Source organism: Streptococcus pneumoniae (genome assembly GCF_001457635.1).
In the GTDB taxonomy this organism is placed as follows: Bacteria; Bacillota; Bacilli; order Lactobacillales; family Streptococcaceae; genus Streptococcus; species Streptococcus pneumoniae.
The window spans coordinates 920,369-935,942 of sequence record NZ_LN831051.1 but is presented as its reverse complement, the minus strand read 5'-3'; the positions used below and the strand labels follow the sequence as shown (position 1 = coordinate 935,942).

The following is a 15,574-nucleotide window of genomic DNA, read 5'->3' as shown; positions in this document are numbered from 1 at the left end:
TCTCTATATAAAGCAATAACATTCTTGTTATGTTTTATAGAACAATGAACTAAAATATGACTAAATCGATTAGGAAATTCAAATCATTTTCTAGTACTGTTTTAGAAGTTACAGTGTACTATTCCAACTTCAACAAACTATAAACCTTGGTCTAATAACAATTTTAGTGGAGATAAGAAATCCTACACCTAACTCATCTTACACGTAATCTATTTCTATTTTATCACAAAAAACGCAAGTAAGACCATTAACTCAATTCAGTTTTATCTGCCATTTTCACAAATGGGAAATAAGTCAAGACACTAATAATCAAACAAACAACTGATAAGATGATGGCACGCCAATCAAATGCTGTAGAGAAGAAACCATATAAAATTGGAGGCATTACCCAAGTAACATTTTGTGTAACAGGTGAAACAAGACCCCAGCTTGTTGCCCAGTAAGCTACCGTTGCCATGAAAACCGGGCTAAGTACAAATGGTATAAATAGCAAAGGATTCAAGACAACTGGTAAACCATAATTGACCGGCTCACCAATATTAAACAGAACTGGTGCTAGACCAAGTTTAGCAACTTTTCGATAATGACTGTTTCTTGAAAAAATTAAAATAGCAAGTACCAATCCTAATCCTCCAAACCAGACAAACGCCCCAAAAGACCCACTTGTCCATATATAAGGAATCGGTTCACCTTTTTGGAAAGCATCCAGATTCGCTAACATAGCAACTCCAAACAGCCCTTCCATGATGGGAGCCAATACATTTCCTCCATGGAGACCAAAAAACCAGAATAACTTATTTAAAAAGATCATCAGAATAACTGCAAAGAAACTTTGAGACAAACCTAGTAATGGCGTTTGTAACACCTTGTAAACCCAATCAATCAATAAGTCATTGCTAAGTAAATGGAAAACATAAGTCAAGATGGCTACTATATACATCGCCATAAATCCTGGAATGATAGAAGTGAACGGCTTAGCAATCGCAGGGGGAACTGAATCTGGTAACTTGATTACCCAGTTCTTTTTCATTACTTTACAGAAAATAATAGAGGCTAAAAATCCAATCATCATGGCTGTAAAGTAGCCTCTGGCATTAATATGGTTTCCTGGAATCACATTCCCAATAGTTACCATCAGATTTTTACCATCAAATGCTAGATTATCAATTCCTTGTAAGATCTGATCTAATTTCACATCTCCTACATTTGCCAAAGGGAAACTCTTTGTAACTGTACTTCCAATCGAAATGACAAACGAAGCAAGTGATACCAAACCAGCAGAAACTGTATCAACCTTGTAAATCTTAGCGATATTCACTCCCAAGCAATAGATGAACAACAAAGAAACAATTGGTATACTTCCCTTGAATACCAAATTATTGATGTCAACAAGCCACTGAAAGGTTTTCGTAATACTTTCTAGGTGAAATTGTTGTGGTAAATCCACTAGAAAAGCATTTAATAACAAAGCAATGGAACCTGTCATAATAACAGGCATAGTCCCCACAAATGAATCACGTAAAGCAACTAAAAACTTCTGATTCCCAACTTTCATTGCAATTGGAGAAAGTTTTTCTTGCATTTTATCCAACATTGTATTCATACTAAACTCCTAATTTTTTTCAAATCGTTCGTATACTTCTACCACTTCTTTCGCCAAGTCAACAAAAGTCAGACTCGTCATTAAATGATCTTGCGCGTGTACCATCAAGAGGCTAATTGATGTTTCTTCCCCCTGTGCCTCTCTTGTCAACATTTCTGTTTGAGCCTTATGCGCCTGTAATAAGGCAGCATTCGCATCAGCTAATCTTCGATTGGCTTTAGAGAAATCCCCTTTTTTTGCTGCCTGAATAGCCTCCATAGCATTACTTTTGGCTTCCCCACCATACATAATTAGCCCCATTACAGATTCTAAATTACTTTCATCCATAACATTCTCCTCAATCTTAGTCTAATAAACTTTCAGCTAAATCTAAAACTTTAGAACCATTCATCATTCCGTAATCTGTCATCGGAATAACCGCCACAGGAATCTGTCTATCTTTTAGTTTTTCTTGAAAGTCCCCTAGTAAATAGCGAACTTGGGGGCCTAAAAGCAACACATTTACTTCTTTTGTTGCTACAATTTCTTCTGCTTCAGGAGCTGGAACTGCAAAAATTTCTGCATCCAACCCCTTATCTTCTGCTGCCTTTTGCATCTTTGTCACTAGCAGACTTGTACTCATACCTGCTGCACACGCTAACATAATTGTTACTTTAGCCATAGCTTACTCCTTTTATTTTATTGTCAATGTTACTGTTTTTCGATCAACTTTAGACTCATAATCTAAATGTTTGGGACGACTAGTATAATGCAAATTATAAACTCCTGGAGGCATTTGTGAAATCTTTTCTTTTTCAGTTTTATTGCGAATTAATAAATCTACCGAAGTATTCCCTCCAAAGTTATTAAACATAGGTTCATTTTCAATAGAATAATCTAACTCATATCCACTATTAGTTGTAATTCCTTTTAATAAATCAGGAACATCTCCTCTGTTTATTACTATATCCTTAGCGCCATTTATTTTGGGAGATTGACTATAATACTCTTCAGCTTGATGTTGTTGTAAATCATTTCTAGAGTAAGAAACATAATCAACTACAAATTCAGTCCCTGATAAATTATTGTCCACTACCCCAGGCCAACTTCCTCCCATCGCTAAATTTAACTGAACATACTGAGGTCTATTAAAAATCTTTTTCGCTATATTATCTGATCCATAATATACTTTTCTAACAATATGATTGTCAACCATCCATACAATATAATCTTTATACCAATCAATTGAAAAAGTATGATACGAATCATTAAAGTTTCCACTCGATAATTTAAAGGCTGTACCACGTCCTGCAAATTTTCCATCATCATTATCCGACTGTCCATAATGAAGCGTTTGATAAACTGTCTTATTCCCACTTCCATTTGAATTTCGTTCACCAACTAATTCCATTATATCTATCTCACCTGTTGACGGCCATCCTCGTCCCTGAACAGGATTAATCTTCCCATCAAGTGTAAAATCCGATCCAAGAGTCCAGAAAGCAGGAAAAACTCCTTGACCTTTCGGTAATTTTGCACGCATCTCTAATTTACCATAAAGAAATTCTACTTTCCCATGTGTTCTAACACTTCCTGAATTATATACAACCTTTCTGTGATTGTTTCTTGGGTTAAAATACTGATCTTCCTTAGAGCGATTCGTAGCTCTAAGAACTAAATTTCCCGAACGTAGAAAAACATTCTCATCACTTCTTACATAATGTTGCTGTTCCCAACCACGAATTGATCCTAATTCATATCCCCAATATTTTTTATTTAATTGTTCGCCATCAAAATCATCTCTCCAAATTTTCTTATATGAATTTCCTTTAGACAGTTGATACATCTCTACATTATCAATAAAAATATTAGATTTTTTTGTAGTATCGTCTTCTGACCATTTCACTAATTGAATCAAAACTTTATCGTGTTTACCGGAATTGAAAGAAAACATGTATTTTTTCCATTCGGTTGTATTAACTGTTTGATCAACAGCTTCTCCAATGTTATTTTGAACAATCTCTCCTTGCTTATTATTATCAAACCATCTTGCGGTAAAATATCCCTCTGCTCCACTAATATCTACTTTGGCAAAAGCAGATACTAAATAATCTTCATTAGGTTCTATATCAATAACTTGTCCAATATATCCATCTGCTCTATTATCATTAATTGCAGTAGAAGGAATCATACCTGAGTAATGTCCGTTACTATAACTCTCATTTGAATTAATTATTCCCCTATTTCTAGAGTTCCAAAACAGCTCTCCTTGCTCAAAATTTGAATTTTTTATTAAATTTTCATTAGCAAAAACTTTCACATGAATAAATATTAATAAAAATAATATAAATAAACTTGAAATTAATTTCTTATTCTTCATTTTATCACCTATTTACTGACCTAGCCAAGCGAGATACTGTATGTCTCACTCCTCTAATTGCCTTGCTCAATGCATAAATATTATCGACTGTTGCCAGTCCCCCATATCCTGCGTCACCTATATGTTGAATATCAACTCCACAAATTTTATTTCTAAGTGCAATTTCCTTGATAGTATCTGTATCAGATGTTTCTTGGCTAGTACCAATAGCACTCAGTACTAGCCCACCCTTACTATGAACGAGATCAACGACTTCACGCAACTCTTGGTCATGAAAGGCTGGAACGGTTCCAACTGCTGGAACAAGTATCACATCCGCACCTGCTTCCAACAATTGCTCTGCGACAGAAAGCTCTGCCACAGGCTCATTCACTCCTGCCCCGTGCATCTTACCTGCAATAATCAAACCAGAAAAGTTTTCCTTAGCAGTTTGAACAGCCTTAATGATTTCTCGATTGCTAACTCCTGTTCCAGGATTTCCAGTCAAACAGACAAAGTCAAAACCTAACTCCTCTATTCGATTCAATGTTTCAACACTAGCAACACGACCTGCAACAATTTCCTGTGTTTCCTCTAGCATCTTTGCAGATGGGTCAATCGGTTCCAAATTTACACCAATTGGACAAGCAACAAGCTGGTGTAAGCGATGAATAACATCATCACCTGAACTATCCAAAGCATAAATTTTAGGCTCAAAAACATCAACACAATTCAATAAAATCATATCAGCTCCAAAAGCTCTAGCAATTTCAGAATTAGTTATATCCCCAACAAATGTCTCACGAGTAACTACATTTTCAGATAGAACAACTCTACCTTCACTTGCTAAAATACTTTGTTTTAATTCTTCAGCATTCATCTGTAATATCTCAGATGGATTTGCACTAATTAAACGTTTCATTCTCAATCCTCCAATAACTTAAACCGTTTTTCAATAGCTATTACAAATGGTAAATAAAGTAAGACATCCAAAACAATCAATACAATTTGTAATAATGAACCAGAAATACTTCCTGTAGCAAGTAAACCACTTATAACAGGTGGCATAGTCCAACCTGGATCTGTATAAGTTAGCGGAACCAAACCTGATGCCATTGCTCCCCACGCTACTAGTAAGTTAAACATTGGAGCTAAGATAAATGGAACTAGTAACAAAATGTTCAAAACAATAGGAACGCCAAACATTGCTGGTTCATTTATATTAAATAATCCAGGTATAACAGTTATAGGTGCCAAAGTTTTTAGTTGTTTACTAGCTTTCTTCTTATGTGCTAAATATCCTAACGCAAGAACTAAACCTATGGTTGCACCACCGCCACCTATGAATACAAAATTATCCATAAATACGCTAGTAAAAATATTTGGAAGAGTTTCTCCAGTTTGATAAGCTACTTTATTTGCATCTAGATTAGCTAACCATAACGGTTTCATAACTGCATTAACAACATTTCCTCCGTGTAATCCTACAAACCAAAAACTACTATTAAGGAAAATTAAGATAAGAAGACCAATAACATTATTTCCTAAAAGTCCAAGTGGACCTCCCAAAGCTACTTGAGCAATTTCATGAAGATTAGGTAAACTTAATTTATCTAAAGTTGCATAAACAATCAACCAACCAACAATAGTCACTGCACCAGGAATAATGGCACTAAAGCTTTTAGATACTGCTGGTGGAACACCATCCGGCATTTTTATCTGTATATTATGATTTATAAACCATTGGTAGATATAGCCATTAATCAATCCTAAAATCATAGCAACAAATAAACCTTTTGATGCCATGAAAGCGGTAGGCATTCCTGCTCCAGCCTCTCCTCTAATGAAAGGCGTAACTGTAATAAAAGATGATAATGACACAATACCAGCAGGAATACCATCAACTTTGTATTGTCTAGCCATAAAGTAAGCGATACCAAAACTAGCTACAAGACCAAGTAATCCAAAACTACTATCAACACCCTTCCATAAATAGTCAGCAACACCAATATCACCCAGATATTTTTCCCATCCTGGAATAGGAAAACTTGCAATAACCATTAGTAATGAACCTATCAACAATAAAGGTATAGTTAGAGTAATACCGTCTCGAATAGAAACCAACGCTTTATTATTACCCAATCTAGCCGCTACTGGAAGTAACTTTTCTTGTAATAATTTTTCCATAACCTTTTCCTCTTAAATATATTTTATTATCAAAAGTTATCAATTATCTTTATTTTTTGACGTCAAGTTGTTATTTGATTATCTTTTGTTATTTATATTTTACAACTATAAGAAAGCCTTGTCAAGGATTTGTGTAAACATTTGATTATTTTTTATTATCAATATATAATAAAAAGAGACCAGTAAGTAATGAAAAGCTTAAAAAGATTAACATCTACATTTATCCATAGCAAAAAATCATAGGATTTTAAGAATCTGACAACTAGGAAGAAAACTAATATGACCTTATCTAAGAAACAATTACAACTAAGAGCTAAAATACTGGAAACAGTTTACACATTAGGTCCCATTTCACGAATTGAAATCGCTACTAAAACAGGAATAACACCTGCAACAACTAGCAGTATCACAAATGATCTGATTAAAGAAAATATTCTCTTAGAACTTGGTGAAGACGAACACGATACAAGCGTAGGGAGAAAAAAAATCCTGCTAGACATTCAAGCTAAACGATTTTACTACATTGGTTGTGAACTATCTGAAAAACATTTCACTTTTGCTTTAGGAGATAATCTAGGAAATATCTTAAAGGAAGAGAAAGAAATTGTTACTAAACAGTTAATCCAAGAAAAGGGAAATCAACTCATTAACCAGACACTAAAGCAATTCTTAAATAACTGCTCTGATTATGAAATAGAAGCAATTGGAATCGCGCTACCTGGTCGCTATTTAGATGATTATAAAATAACAACAAACAATCCTTTATGGCAACATATCGACTTAGAAATGATTCAATCCCACTTTGATAAGCCTTTGTTTTTCTCTAACAATGTTAACTGTATGGCTATAGGTAAACGCCTATTTAGTCGCCAACAGAATGACCCTAATTTTGCTTATTTTCATTTTGCTAGAGGTATGCACTGTTCTTATATCTACGACGGAAACATTTATGGGAAAGGAAATCTAATGATTGGAGAAATAGGGCATACAGTTGTTTCATCTGAGGGAGAAGAATGTAGCTGCGGGCGCAAGGGATGCTTACAAACTTTTGCTGGAGAATCTTGGTTAATCAAAAAATCAAAAATTCTATATCATCAATCTCCCTATTCTCTACTTCCTAGTTTAGTCAAAAATGCCGATGATATTGATATCCAAGTTATTTTAACCGCTTATCAATTAGGTGACACTGGAATAATCACACTTATCCATCAAGCCTTATTCTATCTTAGTCAAACCATTTTAAATATCAGTATGATGATTGACTCTCAAAAAATCTACCTACATAGTCCTTTACTAACAAATCAACACATCATCCAAAAACTATATAGTGAAATGAACTACAAACCCAAACTGCTCTATAATCGCCTACCTGAAGTCATTATTGAACCTTACAATGATTTTACAGCCGCACACTCAGCTATTGCACTTTGTTTGTATCATACAATTCTACATTCTTAATTTTCTATTACATTTAATAAATAGGCTAAAAAGAGGGAGTATATCATAAAAAGCGAATAAACCTGTTTTCTGAAAATCAGAATTCTGTTTTGTTCGCTTTCTTTATATTTGGAATTATACTCCTATCTCCCCTTTTTCATAATGTATAGTAAAATGAAATAATAACAGGACGAATCGATCGGGACAGTCAAATCGATTTCTAACAATGTTTTATAAGTAGAGGTGTACTATTCTAGTTTCAATCTACTATATTTTCGTACAGGTGCTTCAACCATTTGAACGATTTCAAATCCTTCTTTTTGGTAAAGATTCTGAGCTCTTTGATTTGCCTCGAAGACATTTAGAGAAATACTATCTATATCTTCATTTTCAAAGGCCAAACTAACAAATTTCCTTAAAGCCTGGCTACCTAAGCCTTGCTCCTGTTTCTGGGGGTTGATAAAAAATCTCCCGATATGAAGATTGCTGTCTTCTAGCCTGATTTTCTGGATAAGTCCCACAAACTCTTGTTCATCAAAGATTGAAAAGACTCCTTCCAAGGCTTGAAGGGTCAGTAGAAAAGGAATCCTTGGTCCCATCCATTGTTCTTGAAAGACTTTGCCTAAGGAGTTGGACCATTGGCATACGAGCTGAGCGTTTTCTATACTCACCTTTTCTTCAAAACGAATTGTCATCTTTTCCTCACCATCTTATCTATGTTTCTCCATTATACTATTTCTCCCATTTTTTACGAATAGATAAGTATGATTGATTTTTATTTTTTTCTCGTCGGGAGCATTCTCGCTTCCTTTCTTGGTTTGGTCATTGACCGTTTTCCAGAGCAATCCATTATCAGTTCAGCCAGTCACTGCGATTCCTGTCAGACTCGCTTGCGTCCCTTAGATTTGATTCCGATTCTCTCACAGGTCTTCAATCGCTTTCGCTGTCGCTACTGCAAAGTTCGCTATCCTGTCTGGTATGCCCTCTTTGAATTAGTCTTAGGACTCCTCTTTCTGCTTTACTCTTGGGAATTGCTTTCCTTGGGGCAAGTCGTCCTAATCACCGCTGGTTTGACCTTAGGCATCTACGACTTTCGCCATCAGGAATATCCCTTACTGGTCTGGATGACTTTCCACCTAATCCTAATAGCTTCCTCTGGCTGGAATCTGGTCATGGTCTCCTTCCTTGCTCTTGGAATTTTGGCTCATTTTATCGATATCCGCATGGGCGCAGGAGATTTCCTCTTTTTAGCTTCTTGTGCTCTCGTCTTTAGCGTAACGGAGTTACTGATCTTGATTCAGTTCGCTTCTGCGACGGGTATTCTGGCCTTTCTCCTGCAAAAGAAAAAGGAAAGACTTCCTTTCGTGCCTTTCCTCTTACTTGCTGCTTGTTTGATTATTTTTGGTAAGCTACTGCTTGTCTGATAAAATCCAATTTCTGCCATATGTCCTTCATGAAATTATTTCACAGTTAAATTATAAATTATTTCTTTTGTACAAAGGGATGATGTTATCAAATCGATCTGTTCTTCTATCTTCTTGATACTGATCAAAAAATTTCATTTCGACTGAAAATATTTCGCTTATAAACTGTAAACGAATACTTTGTTTAGACATTATAGTCGCTAGACTGACTAGATGATTACTCAAAACGACGTCCAGAATACTCTTTACTTTGCTTGGTTTTTTAACAAAAATTTGATCATCCAAAGGTTCAATCATTTTGTAACCTTTTTGCGCAATTTGACGATAAAAGTAAGAATGTTGCTTTGGAGTCAATAATCCTAACTTAAAAGCTCGATACTCTAAAGCCTGTATCGAAACATTCAAATCCGACTTCAATAAAATATAACTATCAGGATTGCTGACACGCTTGCCAACCCTCTCTTCAAATTTGACTAAAAACTCTTCTTTTGGCAATAAAAAACATGATGCAAAATAATTTGCTTCTTGCTCCAAACGATTGCCATCTTCATTCATATCTTTATATTTGTGTAAAAGAATATGTCCTAGCTCATGAGCTAAGTCAAAATTTCGACGTACAGATGATTTATTCGTTCCCAACACAATATAAGGTCTTCCCAATTTTGACCATGCGCTATAAGCATCAGCTTGGCCATTAATTAATCGTTCCACGATATAGATGCCTGAACGTTCTAATTTATAAAGCAAATCATGATTATCTTTTGAAATACCTAATTTTTCCCTGGCATAAAGAGCCAATTCCTCAATGGATTCTCCCTTATGATAAGATTCACTCACTACATTACTTAGGTCATGAATTGTAATATTAGGTATAATTACAAAACTTTCAAAATAATCAATCAAACTATCTACCTTATGTAAATACATAGTTTGAATATCTATTGTTTTCCGTGTTGCTAGGTCTGCATTTCTAAAGGCAATTACAGAAGAATCAAATCGAATGCTCTCTTCTTCCTGTTCAAAATAAGTTAAATCAACATGAAATTGGTTGGCCAAATGCATTTTGGTTGATAATTTAGGTTTCGTTTCGTTGGACTCAAACTGCCAAATGGCTTGTTCCGTTAAATTAATTCTCTGAGCTAATTCTGCTCTACTTAAACCATTTAACAGCCGTAATTCTTTCAATACCCGACCATTAAACATTTACATATTCCTTACTACTTTTGACCTTCTTGTTTTTCTATTCTTGGAATAATTTCAAAATCTTCTGTTTCCGATAATTCTGAAAAATTAGGAATATCTTGATATTTAGCTTCTTCGAAATGGTACGAACTTGATTGAATATACTCAGACAAATCTTGAATCAAGTGTAACTGACCAGTTCGTGCATCAGGCATAACAACATCTACAGATATAATATTGTTTTCTGAGTCCGCCTCATAAGTTAAAATCATAAATTTTTCGATATTCGAATTTTTAGTAGCTTGTTCAATTTCTTGAATCATTTCATCAGAAACTAACTCCATCTGAATTGGAAAGGAATGACTATCTTCATCATTTTTGTAGGAAGAATGTTGATTAAGATAAAGTGTATTCATCTGAGCATATTCAAATAAGTAGCCACTCTTATTTTTTTGTACCAAAGGAAATTGGTTCGTAAGTCGCTTCTTACCCTTTATAATTAACAATACTTTCCCATATTTTTCTGTATTTGTTTCAAATTCTAAATATCCCCAAGTCTGTCCTGCTAATTGTAATTTATACTCAAACAAATCTGCTGATGCAAATGCAGTATCAATATGATTAGGTCACGTCCATGCATAACCATTCGACACTATCATTGTCTCTCTTTTTTCTAGACGTTCATCTACATAATCTTTTTGCCCTTTCATCAAAGTATCTACAATTTTTTGTGCCTCAAGCGAATCAAAGAGATCCTGATTCAACATAATTCTTCCTCCTCCAAATACTTTTTAATGAATTATATCATTTTCTTAAAGAAATTACTACAATAATTAGCTTTTTCTTAAAGTTCTGTGTCAGAGTAATTTAGAAAATTATATCTTCTATAGTAAAATCAATTAAAAACTGAACAAATTTATTGGGAAATTCAAATCACTTTCTTAAAATATTTTAGGAACCGTAGTGTAATATTCCAGATTCAATTCACTATAAAACTAGCCTTTCGCCTGCAAAAGAAAAAGGAAAGACTTCCTTTCGTGCCTTTCCTCTTACTTGCTACTTGTTTGATTATTTTTGGTAAGCTACTGCTTGTCTGATAAAATCCTGAATCGGCTCTCCTTGGTGGAGAGCTTTTACTATTTTCGAACCGACGATAACACCATCTGACACCGCATTGAAGCGTTCCAGATCGGCTTGACTAGATACACCAAAACCTGTCAAGACTGGGATGTCGGCCACTTGATGAAGTTGCGCCAAGTGCTTGTCCAAATCTGCACGGTAATTGCCTGATTTCCCTGTCACCCCATTGATGGCAACGGCATAGACGAATCCCTCCGCGCCTTCAATCAACTCTTTCTGGCGCTCAATTCCTGTGGTCAAGCTTACTAAAGGAATCAAGGCGATATCTGTATCTGCCAAAAATGGTTCTACAAAGTTGGCATGTTCATGAGGCAAGTCTGGGATAATCAAGCCCTTCACAGCTGTATCAGCCAGATCTTTGACAAAGTTCTCCACACCGTACTGAAAGAGGGGGTTGAAGTAGGTCATGATGACCAGTGGAATCTCTGTTTCAATGGTTTTCAAGGTTTCAACTAAAGCCTGGGTAGAGGTCCCGTGGGCTAAACTGCGCAAGCCAGCTTCTTCGATAACAGGTCCATCTGCAACAGGGTCTGAAAAGGGAATACCCACTTCAATTGCAGAGACACCCAAATCTTCTAAAAAGTGAATTGTTTCAGCAAGACCGTCCAAACCTTTCTCGTGGTCACCAGCCATGATATAGGGAACAAAAATTCCTTTTCCAGCTGCTTTAATAGCATTCAATTTTTCTGTTAGTGTCTTAGGCATGAGCTTCTCCCTTCTTTGCTGCATCTGCTTCCAAGCGGTCTTTGACTTGAACCACATCCTTGTCCCCACGACCTGATAGGCAGACAATCATAGACTTTTCTGGTCCAAGTTCTTTGGCCAATTTCACCGCAAAAGCGATAGCATGGCTAGATTCCAAGGCTGGGATAATCCCTTCCACACGAGACAAGAGTTGGAATCCTTCCAAGGCTTCTTCATCTGTCACAGGGACATAGCTGGCACGTTTGATATCGTGGTAGTGAGAATGTTCTGGACCAATACCAGGATAGTCCAAACCTGCTGAGATAGAGAAGGCTTCAAGAATTTGACCATGGGCATCTTGGAGCACATCCATGAGAGAACCGTGAAGAACACCCGGACGACCCTTGGTCAAGGTAGCAGCGTGGTGCTCTGTATCCACACCAAGCCCTGCTGCTTCAGTTCCATACATAGCTACTGACTCATCTTCTACAAAGGGATGGAAGAGCCCGATAGCATTCGACCCACCACCAACACAGGCTACTAGGGCATCTGGCAGATCTTGACCTGTCATATCGCGGTACTGTTGTTTAGCCTCTCGACCGATGACACTTTGGAAGTCACGAACGATTTCTGGAAATGGATGAGGCCCCAAGGCAGAACCAAGGATATAGTGGGTATCATCGATATTAGCTACCCATGAACGAAGGGCTGCATTGACCGCATCCTTGAGCACGCGCGAACCATCTGTCACGGCCTCGACCTTAGCTCCCAAAAGCTCCATACGGAAGACATTGAGGGCTTGGCGTTTGACATCTTCCTCACCCATGTAGATGGTACATTCCATGTTAAAGAGGGCCGCAGCAGTTGCAGTTGCCACACCGTGCTGACCAGCACCCGTTTCTGCGATAATTTTCTTTTTACCCATGCGTTTGGCAAGCCAAACTTGTCCTAAGGCATTGTTAATCTTGTGGGCTCCTGTATGGTTAAGGTCTTCCCGTTTGAGATAAATCTTGGCTCCGCCGATATGCTGGGTCAAGTTTTTTGCGTAATAAAGAGGAGTTTCACGTCCTACGTACTGGCGCAAAAGCTGGTTTAATTCCTCTTGGAAACTTGGGTCTGCCTGACTTTCACGGTAGGCCTTCTCCAACTCCAAAACTGCTGTCATCAATGTTTCTGGGACAAAACGTCCGCCGAATTTTCCGTAAAATCCATCTTTATTTGGTTCCTGATATGCCATGCTTTACCCTCTCTATAAATCTTCTAATCTTTTCATGATCTTTTTGTCCATCTGTCTCCACTCCGCTCGATACATCTACTGCATAGGGAGTAAAATGTTGAATTGCTTTTACTACATTATCTTCATTAAGGCCACCTGCGATAAAGAAGGGCTGTGCTAGTCCAGTCGTATCCAGTTGACCCCAATCAAAGGGCTGGCCACTTCCTGCCACAGGGGCATCAAAGAGTAGATAATCTGCCTGAGAATTAGGGACATGCCCATTTCCATCTACCTGCACAGCCTGAATACTGGCACAAGGCAAATTTTCAAATAAATCATCTGCCACCTGACCGTGAACTTGAACCAAGTCCAAGCCAACTTTGTCAATCGCTTCCAGCAGTTCTACCCGACTTGGTGAAACAAATACTCCAACCTTTTTCACATCTACAGGAATAAGCTTTGCCAACTCAGCTGCCTCTTCTAAAGTCACCTGTCTTTTACTAGGTGCAAAGACAAAACCGATATAGTCGGCTCCTGCTGAAACGGCTGTTTCCACCGCTTCTTTGGTCGATAGTCCACAAATTTTAACCTTTGTCAATCTGCAACTCCTTGATTCTCTGGGCCACATTTTCTGCCTGCATAAGAGCTGTCCCTACCAAAATTCCGTTAAAGTATGGGGCTAGTCGTTCCGCATCCTGCCCTGTGAAAATGGCAGATTCAGAAATGTAATAGCGACCTTCCTCAAAGTAAGGGGCTAAATCTACACTGGTCTGCAAGTCGACCTCAAAGGTAGTCAAGTTGCGGTTGTTGACCCCGATAATCTCAGCACCAAGTCTGTGGGCTAGCTCTAGTTCAGCTAGATTGTGAGTCTCCACTAAGACTTCCAGACCAAGCTCTGTCGCGTAGTCATACAGTTTCTTGAGGCGTTCTTCGGACAAGGCTGCCACAATAAGCAAGATAACTGTCGCACCTGCATTGCGAGCGCGGATGATTTGCTTTTCATCTATGATAAAGTCTTTGTTGAGCGTCGGAATCTCTACCTGACTGGAAATTTCCCGTAGATAATCCAAATGCCCTTTAAAGAAAACCTCATCTGTCAACACCGAAATCATCACTGCTCCGTTTTCTTCATAAGTCTGGGCCTGTTGCACAATATCCACATCGAGATTGATATCTCCCAAACTAGGGCTAGCTTTCTTGACCTCAGCGATTACCTGCAAGCGGTCCTGATGATTCTTCAAAAATTCTGCCAAGCGATAGGTCTGGCGCAGAGGCTGGATTTGCTCCAGCTTCATCTGCTCCACCTCACGCGCCTTCTGCTCTAAGATTCGTGCTAAAAATTCCTGACTCATTTTTGGTACTCCTGTAACAGTCTGAGTTTTTCAAGGGCCTTGCCTCTAGCAATCACTTGACGGGCCAAGGCAACTCCTTCCTTGATGCTATCAATCTTACCATTAGCATAGAAACCAAGACCAGCATTCAAGACTGTCGTTTCCAAGAATGGACTTGCTTCGTTTTTCAGAACGCTAAGCAAAATTTCTGCATTTTCCTGAGCATTCCCACCACGAATATCTTCCATAGCATAGCCTTCCATTCCCAAATCCTCTGGAGTAAAGCTTGACAAGCTGATTTCGCCATTTTCAAGAAGTGCAATCTTGGTTGTTCCGTTCAAGCCAGCTTCATCCAACCCTTCTGGTCCAGCAACCACGATGGCACGTTTGCGACCCATATTTTTCAAAACCTGAGCTGTACTTTCTAGGAGTTCTGGACGACTAATTCCAAGAAGCTGTGTTTCTAAAGCCATTGGATGAATCAGTGGACCAGTCAAGTTCATAATCGTTGGAATTCCCAATTCCAAACGAGCTGGCATGATGTATTTCATAGCTGGGTGCATATTTTTAGCGAAGAGAAAGACGATTCCAGTTTTATCAAAGACCTTACCTAGTTCAGCTGGTTTGAGGTCAAGATTGATTCCCAAGGCTTCGAGGACATCTGCGGAACCAGATTTAGAAGAAATCGAGCGGTTACCATGCTTGGCCATGTGAATACCGCCACCAGCCAAGACAAAGGCTGCAGTTGTGGAAATATTAAAACTGAAAGACTTGTCCCCACCTGTACCACAGTTGTCCATGGCATCATGAATCTCAGTTGGAATATGCTGGGCATGTCCTCTCATGACTTGGGCAATGGCTGTGCGTTCTTCAGGTGTTTCCCCCTTCATCTTAAGAGCTAAGAGGAGAGAAGCAATCTGCGCTTCAGTTACACGCCCAGTTACGATACGCTCAATGACATCCGTCATTTCCACACCTGATAAATTTTCAAATTTTGCTAGTTTTTCAATAATCTCTTTCATCCTAGTTTCC

At 37.7% G+C, this 15,574-nt stretch carries 15 protein-coding genes and 2 pseudogenes; 3 read left to right on the top strand and 14 right to left on the bottom strand.

The genetic code is table 11. The features are described 5' to 3' along the window. Positions 1-247 precede the first annotated feature (247 nt). From AT689_RS05065 to AT689_RS05040, 6 genes are read right to left on the bottom strand one after another with little or no spacing between them, the layout of a single operon-like run. Positions 248-1,603 (bottom strand): PTS sugar transporter subunit IIC, encoded by a 1,356-nt coding sequence (locus AT689_RS05065; protein WP_001094994.1) that lies wholly within the window; start codon positions 1,601-1,603, stop codon positions 248-250. Between the two features lie 9 nt (positions 1,604-1,612). After that, complete coding sequence (locus tag AT689_RS05060; RefSeq protein WP_000344534.1) at positions 1,613-1,930, bottom strand: PTS lactose/cellobiose transporter subunit IIA; 318 nt, start codon at positions 1,928-1,930, stop codon at positions 1,613-1,615. A gap of 16 nt (positions 1,931-1,946) precedes the next feature. Beyond that, the gene (locus AT689_RS05055; protein WP_001151646.1) at positions 1,947-2,264 is read right to left on the bottom strand and encodes a PTS sugar transporter subunit IIB; all 318 of its coding nucleotides are present in this window, start codon (positions 2,262-2,264) and stop codon (positions 1,947-1,949) included. A 12-nt stretch (positions 2,265-2,276) separates the two neighbouring features. After that, positions 2,277-3,962, bottom strand: coding sequence for a family 16 glycosylhydrolase (locus AT689_RS05050; protein ID WP_000791290.1), 1,686 nt, complete (start codon positions 3,960-3,962; stop codon positions 2,277-2,279). A gap of 4 nt (positions 3,963-3,966) precedes the next feature. Further along, positions 3,967-4,863 (bottom strand): DUF7916 family protein, encoded by an 897-nt coding sequence (locus AT689_RS05045; protein ID WP_000825669.1) that lies wholly within the window; start codon positions 4,861-4,863, stop codon positions 3,967-3,969. A gap of 2 nt (positions 4,864-4,865) precedes the next feature. Continuing rightward, complete coding sequence (locus AT689_RS05040) at positions 4,866-6,128, bottom strand: PTS sugar transporter subunit IIC (protein ID WP_000413336.1); 1,263 nt, start codon at positions 6,126-6,128, stop codon at positions 4,866-4,868. Positions 6,129-6,407: 279 nt separating this feature from the next. Here AT689_RS05040 and AT689_RS05035 point away from each other — a divergent pair, with 279 nt between their 5' ends. Continuing rightward, on the top strand, positions 6,408-7,586 hold the full coding sequence (locus tag AT689_RS05035; RefSeq protein WP_000175875.1) for an ROK family transcriptional regulator: 1,179 nt from the start codon (positions 6,408-6,410) through the stop codon (positions 7,584-7,586). A 227-nt stretch (positions 7,587-7,813) separates the two neighbouring features. Here AT689_RS05035 and AT689_RS05030 read toward each other — a convergent pair whose 3' ends face one another. Next, on the bottom strand, positions 7,814-8,260 hold the full coding sequence (locus tag AT689_RS05030; RefSeq protein WP_000155418.1) for a GNAT family N-acetyltransferase: 447 nt from the start codon (positions 8,258-8,260) through the stop codon (positions 7,814-7,816). A gap of 69 nt (positions 8,261-8,329) precedes the next feature. Between AT689_RS05030 and AT689_RS05025 the strand changes: the two genes are divergently transcribed. Further along, positions 8,330-8,989 carry a prepilin peptidase gene (locus AT689_RS05025; RefSeq protein ID WP_000565020.1) on the top strand — a complete coding sequence of 220 codons (660 nt, stop codon included), beginning with the start codon at positions 8,330-8,332 and terminating at the stop codon, positions 8,987-8,989. Between the two features lie 51 nt (positions 8,990-9,040). On the opposite strand, the gene AT689_RS05020 is transcribed toward AT689_RS05025, so the two are convergent. Together AT689_RS05020 and AT689_RS05015 are read right to left on the bottom strand one after the other, a co-directional pair. Further along, complete coding sequence (locus AT689_RS05020) at positions 9,041-10,192, bottom strand: spr1629 family repressor/antitoxin (RefSeq protein WP_000481760.1); 1,152 nt, start codon at positions 10,190-10,192, stop codon at positions 9,041-9,043. Between the two features lie 14 nt (positions 10,193-10,206). Further along, positions 10,207-10,938: pseudogene (locus tag AT689_RS05015) on the bottom strand (spr1630 family ClpXP-sensitive toxin). Between the two features lie 219 nt (positions 10,939-11,157). Here AT689_RS05015 and AT689_RS11625 point away from each other — a divergent pair. After that, positions 11,158-11,268, top strand: a pseudogene (locus AT689_RS11625) (prepilin peptidase); the annotation flags it as partial. Here the strand turns inward: AT689_RS11625 and trpA are convergent. From trpA to trpD, 5 genes are read right to left on the bottom strand one after another with little or no spacing between them, the layout of a single operon-like run. Next, a complete protein-coding gene (gene trpA / locus AT689_RS05010; RefSeq protein ID WP_001126994.1) occupies positions 11,240-12,016 on the bottom strand; it encodes a tryptophan synthase subunit alpha in 777 nt (258 codons plus the stop codon). The pseudogene AT689_RS11625 and the gene trpA sit on opposite strands and share 29 nt — an antisense overlap. Beyond that, the gene (trpB, locus tag AT689_RS05005) at positions 12,009-13,232 is read right to left on the bottom strand and encodes a tryptophan synthase subunit beta (RefSeq protein WP_000331296.1); all 1,224 of its coding nucleotides are present in this window, start codon (positions 13,230-13,232) and stop codon (positions 12,009-12,011) included. Before trpB ends, trpA begins: the two co-directional genes overlap by 8 nt. Beyond that, positions 13,210-13,809: a phosphoribosylanthranilate isomerase gene (locus AT689_RS05000; protein ID WP_000169907.1), complete on the bottom strand. Its 600-nt coding sequence runs from the start codon at positions 13,807-13,809 to the stop codon at positions 13,210-13,212. The genes trpB and AT689_RS05000 overlap by 23 nt, the downstream gene beginning before the upstream one ends. Next, positions 13,796-14,563 carry an indole-3-glycerol phosphate synthase TrpC gene (gene trpC, locus AT689_RS04995; protein ID WP_000076553.1) on the bottom strand — a complete coding sequence of 256 codons (768 nt, stop codon included), beginning with the start codon at positions 14,561-14,563 and terminating at the stop codon, positions 13,796-13,798. Before trpC ends, AT689_RS05000 begins: the two co-directional genes overlap by 14 nt. Further along, positions 14,560-15,564 carry an anthranilate phosphoribosyltransferase gene (trpD, locus tag AT689_RS04990; protein ID WP_000658684.1) on the bottom strand — a complete coding sequence of 335 codons (1,005 nt, stop codon included), beginning with the start codon at positions 15,562-15,564 and terminating at the stop codon, positions 14,560-14,562. Before trpD ends, trpC begins: the two co-directional genes overlap by 4 nt. Between the last annotated feature and the right edge of the window lie 10 nt (positions 15,565-15,574).

Coding starts and splice junctions, on each gene's coding strand:
- trpD (WP_000658684.1), bottom strand. CDS start 15,564: ATGAAAGAGATTATTGAAAAACTAGCAAAATTTGAAAATTTATCAGGT.
- trpC (WP_000076553.1), bottom strand. CDS start 14,563: ATGAGTCAGGAATTTTTAGCACGAATCTTAGAGCAGAAGGCGCGTGAG.
- trpA (WP_001126994.1), bottom strand. CDS start 12,016: ATGCCTAAGACACTAACAGAAAAATTGAATGCTATTAAAGCAGCTGGA.
- AT689_RS05025 (WP_000565020.1), top strand. CDS start 8,330: ATGATTGATTTTTATTTTTTTCTCGTCGGGAGCATTCTCGCTTCCTTT.
- AT689_RS05030 (WP_000155418.1), bottom strand. CDS start 8,260: ATGACAATTCGTTTTGAAGAAAAGGTGAGTATAGAAAACGCTCAGCTC.
- AT689_RS05035 (WP_000175875.1), top strand. CDS start 6,408: ATGACCTTATCTAAGAAACAATTACAACTAAGAGCTAAAATACTGGAA.
- AT689_RS05020 (WP_000481760.1), bottom strand. CDS start 10,192: ATGTTTAATGGTCGGGTATTGAAAGAATTACGGCTGTTAAATGGTTTA.
- AT689_RS05040 (WP_000413336.1), bottom strand. CDS start 6,128: ATGGAAAAATTATTACAAGAAAAGTTACTTCCAGTAGCGGCTAGATTG.
- AT689_RS05060 (WP_000344534.1), bottom strand. CDS start 1,930: ATGGATGAAAGTAATTTAGAATCTGTAATGGGGCTAATTATGTATGGT.
- AT689_RS05045 (WP_000825669.1), bottom strand. CDS start 4,863: ATGAAACGTTTAATTAGTGCAAATCCATCTGAGATATTACAGATGAAT.
- AT689_RS05055 (WP_001151646.1), bottom strand. CDS start 2,264: ATGGCTAAAGTAACAATTATGTTAGCGTGTGCAGCAGGTATGAGTACA.
- trpB (WP_000331296.1), bottom strand. CDS start 13,232: ATGGCATATCAGGAACCAAATAAAGATGGATTTTACGGAAAATTCGGC.
- AT689_RS05050 (WP_000791290.1), bottom strand. CDS start 3,962: ATGAAGAATAAGAAATTAATTTCAAGTTTATTTATATTATTTTTATTA.
- AT689_RS05065 (WP_001094994.1), bottom strand. CDS start 1,603: ATGAATACAATGTTGGATAAAATGCAAGAAAAACTTTCTCCAATTGCA.